The organism is Cytobacillus sp. (genome assembly GCF_964223445.1).
Lineage (GTDB): Bacteria > Bacillota > Bacilli > Bacillales > Cytobacillaceae > Cytobacillus.
Genome location: NZ_CAXQGS010000003.1, coordinates 59409 through 69721 on the forward strand (window position 1 = coordinate 59409; position 10313 = coordinate 69721).

8 protein-coding genes and 2 tRNA genes are annotated in these 10313 nt (G+C 41.6%); 2 read left to right on the forward strand and 8 right to left on the reverse strand.

The window, feature by feature from the left end:
• Nucleotides 1-11: 11 nt before the first annotated feature.
• Entirely contained in the window at nt 12-224 is a 213-nt protein-coding gene (locus ACEQ1T_RS00380; protein ID WP_035330432.1) for a hypothetical protein, read from the reverse strand.
• A 154-nt stretch (nt 225-378) separates the two neighbouring features.
• Between ACEQ1T_RS00380 and ACEQ1T_RS00385 the strand changes: the two genes are divergently transcribed.
• Nucleotides 379-1227 (forward strand): dimethylarginine dimethylaminohydrolase family protein, encoded by an 849-nt coding sequence (locus ACEQ1T_RS00385; RefSeq protein WP_206839254.1) that lies wholly within the window; start codon nt 379-381, stop codon nt 1225-1227.
• Nucleotides 1228-1643: 416 nt separating this feature from the next.
• Here ACEQ1T_RS00385 and ACEQ1T_RS00390 read toward each other — a convergent pair whose 3' ends face one another.
• Genes ACEQ1T_RS00390 through glgB form a run of 5 tightly spaced genes read right to left on the reverse strand, consistent with a single transcriptional unit; the run spans nt 1644 to nt 9612 of the window.
• Nucleotides 1644-4058, reverse strand: coding sequence for a glycogen/starch/alpha-glucan phosphorylase (locus tag ACEQ1T_RS00390; RefSeq protein WP_370221399.1), 2415 nt, complete (start codon nt 4056-4058; stop codon nt 1644-1646).
• On the reverse strand, nt 4048-5499 hold the full coding sequence (glgA, locus tag ACEQ1T_RS00395; RefSeq protein ID WP_370221400.1) for a glycogen synthase GlgA: 1452 nt from the start codon (nt 5497-5499) through the stop codon (nt 4048-4050). The genes ACEQ1T_RS00390 and glgA overlap by 11 nt, the downstream gene beginning before the upstream one ends.
• Nucleotides 5496-6524 (reverse strand): sugar phosphate nucleotidyltransferase, encoded by a 1029-nt coding sequence (locus tag ACEQ1T_RS00400; protein WP_206839260.1) that lies wholly within the window; start codon nt 6522-6524, stop codon nt 5496-5498. Before ACEQ1T_RS00400 ends, glgA begins: the two co-directional genes overlap by 4 nt.
• A gap of 54 nt (nt 6525-6578) precedes the next feature.
• The gene (locus ACEQ1T_RS00405; protein WP_206839262.1) at nt 6579-7724 is read right to left on the reverse strand and encodes a glucose-1-phosphate adenylyltransferase; all 1146 of its coding nucleotides are present in this window, start codon (nt 7722-7724) and stop codon (nt 6579-6581) included.
• The gene (glgB, locus tag ACEQ1T_RS00410; protein WP_206839264.1) at nt 7666-9612 is read right to left on the reverse strand and encodes a 1,4-alpha-glucan branching enzyme; all 1947 of its coding nucleotides are present in this window, start codon (nt 9610-9612) and stop codon (nt 7666-7668) included. Before glgB ends, ACEQ1T_RS00405 begins: the two co-directional genes overlap by 59 nt.
• Before the next feature lie 223 nt (nt 9613-9835).
• Between glgB and ACEQ1T_RS00415 the strand changes: the two genes are divergently transcribed.
• Entirely contained in the window at nt 9836-10033 is a 198-nt protein-coding gene (locus ACEQ1T_RS00415; protein WP_370221402.1) for a hypothetical protein, read from the forward strand.
• A gap of 92 nt (nt 10034-10125) precedes the next feature.
• Here ACEQ1T_RS00415 and ACEQ1T_RS00420 read toward each other — a convergent pair.
• A tRNA-Glu gene (locus ACEQ1T_RS00420) sits at nt 10126-10197 on the reverse strand.
• Nucleotides 10198-10201: 4 nt separating this feature from the next.
• Nucleotides 10202-10293 (reverse strand) — tRNA-Ser (locus ACEQ1T_RS00425).
• Nucleotides 10294-10313 lie beyond the last annotated feature (20 nt).

Consider the following 10313-nt stretch of genomic DNA (forward strand, 5'->3'; position numbering starts at 1 on the left):
CTTATATATGTTTATAGTTTGGATTCGATATCCTGGATAATCTCATCAATCGTATCAGAAACATCGTTTGTGCGGCGGGCAATGGAGATGCTGAATTCCAGCAGTTCTTTATAGTTTTTCACCGGAATAGAATCATTTGTTTTCTCGAATTCATTAAGTTGCAGTCCAATATTTTGAAGATGCAGCAAAACTTCTTCCATTGATCCTCTCTCGATTTGGTACATTTAACAGCTACCCCCTTTATATCTAATGATTTCATTATCAGGGTTTTTAAACCTTTTTTATAGTGGCAATTTTTGTTAATAGTTGCTCTTTACGGAGTAAAACCGCTTCTCATAGGCAATATTATCTTAAGAATATATCGCTGGGAGGATCATTATGTCCGGACAACAAAAAGCTGCATGCTTTTCCGAATATGACAAACTTGAACAAGTAGTGTTATGTGAACCGAAGTACATGACGATTGTAGATACAATAAATGAAACACAAAAGCATTATGAAAAAGAAGGTATTAATATAGACACAGCCATGAAGCAGCACAGACATTTTGTCAGTGCATTAAAGGAACAGGGAATCAATGTGGTTTTGCTGCCCTCGCTTGAAAAATATCCGGAGCAGGTTTTTACCCGTGATATCGGATTTACACTTGGAGAAAAGGTTTATGTTGCAGAAATGGCGGCAGATATTCGGCAAGGAGAAGAAAATGTCCTGAAACAATGGCTGGAAGCAAACCAGGTTCCTTTTTACAATCTTACGGGAGACCGCATAGAGGGAGGAGACGTCCTGATCGATGGCCAAACCATATATGCCGGGGTAAGCAGCCGTACCCACGAAGATGCGATCGAGCATCTTCGCAGCCTTATGCCAGATTATGATGTCGTATCCATCCCTTTTACTGATACATATCTGCATCTTGATTGTGTATTCAATATTATTTCACCGGAGGAAGCTCTTATCTTTCCAGGAGAAATCCACGGGGAAAAAGTCAAAATGCTGGAATCACGCTATGATTTAATAAAAGTATCGGAAGAGGAGCAATTCACACTCGGAACCAATGTCCTCTCTATTGGCAATAAAAAAATCTTCAGCCTTCCCATTAATAAGAATGTCAATAAAGAGCTCAGGTCCAGGGGCTATGAAGTTATTGAGGTAGACATTACTGAAATTATTAAATCAGGAGGTGCCTTCCGCTGCTGCACGATGCCGGTTAGGCGCACTAAAGGGTAGATCTCCTGCCTCCATGAAACGGAATAATGATTATAGACTCTATTGGAAACCGCCTTTTTGTGATTAACTGCTGTTTTCTCTTAGGCATCTACAGTTTGGGAGTTAATCCTCGTGATTAACTCCCAGTATCTCTTGAGTACTATCATTTTGGGCGTTATTCACATTGATTAACTCCCATTTTCTCTTGAGCATTTTCATTTTGGGCATTATTCATACTGATTAACTCCCATTTTCTCTTGAGCACCTTCATTTTGGGCGTTATTCATACTGATTAACTCCCATTTTCTCTTGACTACTTTCATTTGGGGAGTTATTCCCACTGATTAACTCCCATTTTCTCTTGAGCACTTTCATTTTGGCGTTATTCCCACTCAACAAAAAACAGCCTCTTCTCACTGGAAGGGCTGTTCTCCTTTTTACTTATTCATCATCTCAACGCCAGCGGGTTTGATTTTCCAGATTTCCCGCGCATATTCACTGATTGTGCGGTCGCTTGAAAAATAGCCTGAACCGGCAATATTCATTAGGCTCTTTTTCAGCCAATGTTCCCGATCCTCGTATGCTTTCCCAGCTTCTTTCTGGATATTGACATAGGAAGCAAAATCCCTCAACACAAAGTATTGGTCATTTTCCATCAGCAGGGAATCGAAAATGGGCTCGAACTCATCATCAGCATCCGGGAAGAATCCATTCACGAGCTGGTCGGCAACCTGGCGAATTCGCTTATCATGATGATAATACTCTCTGGAATTATATCCGCCATTTTGGTAAAAGCTGAGCACCTCATCTGCCGTTAGGCCAAAGATGAAAATATTGTCATCTCCTGCTTTTTCTTTTATCTCAATATTGGCTCCATCCAGCGTACCCACTGTCAAAGCACCATTCATCATGAATTTCATATTGCCTGTGCCGGAAGCTTCCTTGCTTGCCGTTGAAATTTGCTCACTGATATCTGCAGCCGGGAAAATTTCCTCAGCGAGCGAAACACGGTAATTCTCCAGGAAGATAACCTTTAGAACTTCTTTTGTCTTCGGGTCATTGTTCACCTTTTCAGCAACGGTATTAATTAATTTAATGATCTTCTTTGCATAGTAATAGCCTGGCGAAGCTTTTGCCCCGAAAATAAATGTCCGCGGATGCATCCGAAAATTGGAATCTTCCTTCAGCCTATTATATAAATGCATAACATGAAGAATATTTAACAGCTGGCGCTTATAAGCATGCAGACGCTTAACCTGAATGTCAAAAATGGAAGAAGTATCAACAATTATACCCTGCTGCTCCTGGATGCGCTTCGCCAATCTTTCCTTATTCAATTGCTTAACCTGATGCAGCTGATCAAGGAATACTCTATCATTCTTAAAATCTGCCAGTTCCTGAAGCTTTTCCGGTTCCCGAATCCACCCAGCCCCGATGCCCTCATTAATAAGATCCGACAAAAGTGGATTCGCTTTCAGCAGCCAGCTTCTATGCGTGATCCCATTAGTTTTATTATTAAATTTCTCAGGAAAAATCTCATAAAACTGATTCATTTCCCGCTTCTTTAAGATTTCTGTATGAAGTGCGGCAACACCATTTACGCTCGAGCTGCCGACAAGGGCAAGGTGTGCCATCTTAACCTGGTCATGTGCGATGATCGCCATATCCTCAATCCGCTTCCAATCACCCGGGAATCTGTCCCAAAGTTCGCGGCAAAAGCGCTCATTGATTTCATTCACTATCATATAAATCCGCGGCAGCAAAGGCTGGAAAATTCGGACAGGCCATTTCTCCAATGCCTCTGAAAGAGTTGTATGATTCGTATAGGCAATCGTCCTGACCGTAATGTCCCAGGCTTCCTCCCATCCCATTCCCTCTTCATCCAGCAGGATTCTCATAAGTTCAGGAATGGCAAGAACCGGATGTGTATCATTAATATGAATGCTCACATATTCGTGGAAATCTCTTAAACTATTATGCTGCTTTCGATAGGAACGCACAATGGAACGGATACTGGCCGAGACAAGAAAGTATTGCTGCTTCAGCCTCAGAATCTTTCCCTCATCATGGGTATCATCAGGATATAGAAATTCCGAAACAGATTCGGTTTCCCGTTTATATTTTAAAATATCATGATTTATAGGATAAGGAGACGGTTCAGCATTCCAGAGTCTTAGAGTGTTAATCGTATCTGTTTTATAGCCAGCGACAGGCATATCGTAAGGAACAGCTGAAATTGTTTCAGCATTCACATGCCGGAACACAAGCCTGCCATTGTCCTCTTTCATTTCGACTTTTCCCCAAAAAGGAACTTCAATTGCCAGGTCTGCTTTTCTTACTTCCCAGACATGGCCGTTCCGCAGCCACTGCTCCGGAAGCTCCACCTGATAGCCATCCACAATTTTCTGCTCAAATAGGCCATGCTTATAGCGAATACCACATCCATGGCCTGGAAGATTTAAGGATGCCAGTGAATCCATAAAGCAAGCTGCCAGACGTCCCAGTCCGCCGTTTCCAAGCCCTGCATCTGCCTCGATTTCTTCAAGACGGTTCAATTCAATTCCCAGATCAGCCAGACCTTCCTTGACAACCTGCTCAATTCCCAGGTTTATCAGATTATGATGAAGCAGGCGCCCCAATAAAAACTCAATGGATAAGTAATATACCTGCTTTTCACGGTCGATGCGGTAGCGTTCATTAGTATTAATCCACTCTGTGCTCACATGTTCTCTGATCATATTTCCAAGCGTGAAGTAATGATCTCTTTCTGTGCTTTCACCAAAGCTTTTACCGCATGTCATCTCCAATTTCTTCAAGAATTCCTCCTTGAACTCATCGCGATCAGAAAACATGGCTTTCACTCCTTGAAACAAGGCCTGCATATAGCTGATTGTATTTGAAAGCAGATTGCGCCCAGCTGTTATCCATTCCCATTGCATTTTTCATAATTTGCTCCCATATTTTGCTGTTACCGTAAAAGCCTATTGCTCTTCTAATAGTATAGAGCATATCATGGGCATTAAAATGGCTGAAGGAAAAGCCGTTGCCTTCTCCTGTGACTTCATTGTAAGAATGAACAGTATCATTTAATCCGCCTGTTTCCCTGACGATGGGAATGGATCCATATCTCATTGCAATCATCTGCCCTAAGCCGCATGGCTCAAATTGTGAAGGCATTAAGAATAAATCGGATCCTGCATAGAACTCATGTGCAAGCCCTTCATCAAATCCAATATATGCTTTGCACTTATCGGGGTAGCCCGCTTCCATCTCCCTGAAAAATTGCTCAAACTCAGGGTCCCCAGTCCCCAAAACAAGGACTTGAATATCATCCTGCATAAGCTCATGGAACACACATTTAACCAGGTCCAGGCCCTTTTGTTTTGTCAGCCTCGTAACCATGGCTATCAGAGGAACCTCTTCCTTAACCGGCAGGCTGAATTTTTTCTGAAGATCCATCTTATTTTCTTTTTTAATCTGAAGTTTTTCAACGGCATAGTTCTCTTTTATAAATGGATCCTTCTCAGGATTATAAAATTCATCATCAATCCCATTTAAGATTCCTTCCAGATCATAAGCTCTGCGCTTCAGCAAATCATGCAGCTTCTCTCCGTAATATTTCGTCTGAATTTCATCTTTATAGGTAGGGCTGACTGTTGTAATTTTATCAGCAGCGACAAGTCCGCCCTTCATAAAATTGATGTTTCCGAAGAATTCAAGCTTATCTGGATGAAAATGGCTATAGTCAAGCCCTAATAGATCCCCTAAAGCACTCCCCGGCATGATTCCCTGAAACTGAAGATTATGAATGGTGAAGACTGTCCGAATGAACTCATACCCTTTTTTCGCACGATACTCAACCCTCAGCAGAAAAGGAATCATTCCAGTATGCCAATCGTGGCTGTGAATGACATCCGGATAGTAATCAATATGCTGAAGTGCATCCAGCACGGCCCGGTTAAAATAGGCAAACCTCTCTCCATCATCATAATAACCGTATAATTTTTCACGGTTGAAGTAGTATTCATTATCAACAAAATAGAATAGGATTCCCTGATGCTCAAGTTCTTCAATTCCGCAATACTGGTTTCTCCAGCCTACCTGAACTGTAAACTCGCACCTTTTAGTCATTTTATTTTTTAAATTATCTGATATGGAACCATACTTAGGAAGGATAACCCGTACGTCAGTCCCCTGCTTTGCAAGCTCTTTCGGGAGAGAACCAGCTACGTCAGCAAGTCCTCCGGATTTAACAAATGGAACACATTCAGAAACAGCAAACAATACTTTCACGAGTTCATCAGCGCTCCTTGTACGGTGCCTTTGCGAATAACCATAGGCATTTCACGTCTTCCCTCAATCCTGGCACCGGATTCTACCTTAACATCTTTATCTAAAATAACGGAGTCTAAAACACAGTTTTCTCCAATTTGGGTTTTTTGCATAATTATGCAGTTTTTTACGACTGAACCCTTGCCAATTTTTACCCCTCGGGATATAATGCTGTTCTCAACCGTCCCTTCAATCATGCATCCATTCGCAATCATCGAATTCTTTGCACTCGCACCTTTCATATAACGGGTTGGCGGTTCATCTTTTACTTTTGTAAAAATCGGCTGACTTCGCAGAAAAATATTTTTCCAGGCCTCCGGTTCCAATAGACCCATGCTGGCAGCAAAGTAATTTTCAATGGAATCAATCATGACGGCCAAACCGGCATATTCATAATTGCATATCGTGTAAGAATGATGGATGTCTGTAACGACATCACTCATGCATGTGTATCCAGTCTCGTTTCTATTTTCTATTAAGCTAATGAGCAGCGAAGTTTTTACAAGGTACATTTCAAGGGAGCGCCCATCCTGCCGAACAACTGTAATATCACACCCCGTCATAATATGTCTATCAAGAACAGGCCTGAAGTCCATATTAAAAACGGTAAAACAGTTTGAGATCAATGCATACTCCTGCTTACTGCGATAAAAATAATCCAAATTAGCTGCAAAGTGATTGAAAGATCCAATTCCTTTACTTGGACTATCCAGCAAAGGAGATGGGAAAAAGAATAGCCCATCCCTTTTTCTGTTTAGGTCCCAGTTTTTTCCCGAACCAAGATGATCCATTAAAGAGCGATATTGATACTTCGGAAATATGGCAACACTTTCAATATCCGAGTTGACCATATTGGAGAGAACAAAATCGATTAGCCTATAGCGGCCTGCAAACGGAACAGCTGCGAGCGACCTGTGTACTGTCAATTCCTCTAACTCTTCATGGTAGGTTGTTGCGTCTATCACACCAAGCATTCTCTTCTTCATGACATTCCCTCCCGTTTTATTGGCCAGGCGCCGTTTTGGCATCCAGGCTGTGAATTAAGAACAAATTCCCTGTATCATTTCCTGTGTTATCAGAATAATTTCATCTTCTTCTTCGGAAGCACTAATCACAACGCCATCAGGTATGTTCATTCCGCTTGGCACTATAGCCTTTTCTATATAGACATTTTCACCAATTACAGCATCAGGCATGATGACCGATTCACGGATCACAGTATTCTTTCCAACCAGAACCCCTTGAAATAGCACTGACTTTTCAACTTCCCCTTCAATTGTACAGCCTTCATTTATCAAAGACTCTGCAACCTCTGCTTGAGTTGAAATAAACTGTGGAGGATGATTCGGATTCACCGAATAGATCCGCCAATCATGATCGAAAAGATTCAGCTCGCATTCATCATCCAATAAATCCATATTTGCTTCCCACAGGCTCTTGACTGTACCGACATCCTTCCAGTAGCCATTGAATGGGTAAGCGAACAGCTTTTTATTTTCATCAAGCATCAGTGGGATAATATCCTTTCCAAAGTCATGACTTGATTCCGGATTGCGGTCATCCATTTCCAGATATTCCTTTAAAACAGACCAATTAAAAATATATATTCCCATGGAGGCCAGATTATTTTTTGGATATGCTGGTTTTTCCTCAAATTCTGCAACCCGCATCTCGTCATCGGTGTTCATGATTCCGAACCTGCTTGCCTCCGGCCAAGGCACTTCAATTACTGAAATAGTGGCATCCGCGCCTTTTTCAATATGATAATTCAGCATCAGCTCATAATTCATTTTATAAATATGATCACCGGATAAAATCAGGACATATTCAGGATCATACTGCTTTAAATAATTGAGGTTCTGATAAATGGCACTCGCTGTTCCCGTATACCACTTCACTTCCGATGATTCACTGTAAGGGGGCAGTACGGTCACACCTCCGTTCTTTCTATCAAGATCCCATGCGCTGCCTATGCCAATATACGAATTCAGAACCAGCGGCTGGTATTGGGTAAGAACACCGACTGTATCAATTCCGGAATTGGTGCAATTGCTCAATGTAAAATCAATAATCCGGTATTTCCCTCCAAAGGGAACTGCAGGTTTCGCAAGACTTTTTGTCAGAGAACTAAGCCTGCTCCCTTTCCCTCCTGCTAATAACATTGCGACGCACTTTTTCTTTCCCATTTCCCTTCCTCTCCTTCCGATGTTTTACAGGGCGTAAGATTGAAATGCCAAATGGCGGAATAGACATTTCCAAACTGAACGGCTTGCCATGAAACTCTAATTGCTCTGTCTTAAGGACCCTCTTGTTAGTGCAATTTGATCCTCCAAAGCTATCACTGTCACTGTTGAGTATTTCCCGATAGGAACCCGCCTTTGGAACTCCAATACGATAATTAAGGTAGAAAGCAGGTGTGAAATTGCAGACAATCACAAGAAAATCATCCACTTTAGAGCCTTTCCTGATAAAAGAAAAGATGGATTGGTCTGCATTATGACAATCAATCCATTCAAAACCATCCTGAAGATGATCAAGCTCAAAAAGAGCCTTTGAACGTTTATAAACCTTTATTAAATCTTTCACATAATCATTTGCTTTTTTATGCATCTCGTAATCAAGCAGATGCCAATCAAGCTGTTCTTTGTCTTTCCATTCCGAAAACTGCCCAAGTTCGCTTCCCATGAAAAGAAGCTTCTTACCGGGGTGGGCAATCATATATCCAAGCAGGAGCCTGAATTGAGCAAATTTTTGCCAGTAATCTCCCGGCATTTTATCAAGCAGCGATTTTTTTCCATGAACAACTTCATCATGTGAAAAAGGCAGTATGAAGTTTTCTGTAAAAGCATACAAAAGCGAAAATGTCATCTTTCCATGAACACCAGATCGCCTCTCAGGCGCTGTTTCCATATATGTAAGAACGTCATTCATCCAGCCCATATTCCACTTGTAATGAAAACCCAGCCCTCCATAATGGACTGGTGCAGTCACTTGCGGCCAGTCTGTTGAATCCTCTGCCATCATGAGAAAGGAAGAGTCATATTGAGAAACAACTTTATTTAAGTTCTGCAGAAAACTGGTGCCGAATGGATTTTCTGTTTTCCCATCCCGGTTAGGCCAATAGATAATATTAGCGACCGCATCAACCCGGAAGCCATCAATATGATATTTCTCCATCCAAAAAACTGCGTTGGAAATAAGAAAGCTTTGAACTTCATTTTTGCCGAGATCAAAATTGGCTGTCCCCCATACTCTGTTCTCTCTGTCGCCCTCAGTTTCATACTCATACAAATACGAACCATCAAACTGATAAAGACCATGGGCATCTTTGCAGAAGTGCCCCGGCACCCAGTCCAGAATGACACCAACACCATGCTGGTGGCACTGATCAACAAAATACATAAAATCATGCGGGCTGCCATAACGGCTTGTAACAGAGTAATAGCCTGTTCCCTGATAGCCCCAGGAAGCGTCGAGCGGATGCTCAATTAGAGGAAGCAATTCTATATGCGTAAACCCATGTTCGACCACATAAGGAATTAGCTCATCTGCAAGCTCCCTGTATGTATACAGACTTCCAGATTCTTTTTGCTTCCATGAACCCATATGGACTTCATAAATGACTGCAGGCTCCGTATAAATAGACTTCATTTCTTTTTTTTGGATCCATTTGCTGTCATTCCACTGATACCCGTCCAGCGAATATACTTTAGATGCTGTATTGGGCCTTACTTCTGAAAAAAAGCTATAAGGATCAGCCTTTAATAAAACATCTCCTTTCTTTGTTTCAATTTCATACTTATACAAGGCACCTTCCATGTTTCCATCCAGCTGAATAAACCAGACACCTTCATTATTCACTCTATGTAAGGTATAGCCTTCTCCATTCCAATCATTAAAATCACCGACTAATCTGATAACTTCAGCATTCGGTGCCCAAACACAAAAGCGGGTAAACACATCTCCGCCATTGGAAACTACATGTGCACCAAATAACTGGTGACTTTCATAATATGTCCCTTCATGGAACAAATGCAGCTGATAATCGGTTGGAAACAAAGTATCCACTACCATCCTTCTCCCCACCCAGTCTCGTTTCTTTTGACTTTCCTGTTATATTCGCGGAACATGAGAAAAATCCTTGTAAAAGTTTTTTTAATTTTATGACAACAATGTCTAAAACCCGCTATAATCCGATAACATTCTGCCCAATTTAACAGCCTTCGACATAATCTCCGGTAAACTCAGACAAAATAAGACAAAGTATGCAAGCAAAAAATGAAAGGAGAATAATATTTTGAGTAATAAAGAAGAGGAATTATTATTGAATGAGGCATCAAAAAATGAAGTAAGAGTTCCGTTATTTGAAGCACCGGATGGAAAGATTATGGCCACTGGTGATATGTTTAGAGGCCCCTATACGGGGATATCTTCCGAAATCGATTTGAATAATCCAGGCAATAAATTAAGCAAGGAAGAAGAGAAGTTTGATTAAAAAACAGAGATGTAACTAACTGAAGGTATGCTGGAACAGAACAGAAAAGACAGCAAAAAAGCTGCCAACAAATTGTTGACAGCTTTTTTGTATGACCCCTACGGGATTCGAACCCGTGTTACCGCCGTGAAAGGGCGGTGTCTTAACCGCTTGACCAAGGGGCCTTACTGGCGGAGAAGGAGGGATTTGAACCCTCGCGCCGGTGTTACCGACCTACACCCTTAGCAGGGGCGCCTCTTCAGCCACTTGAGTACTTCCCCAGTATGGCTCCGAAGGTAGG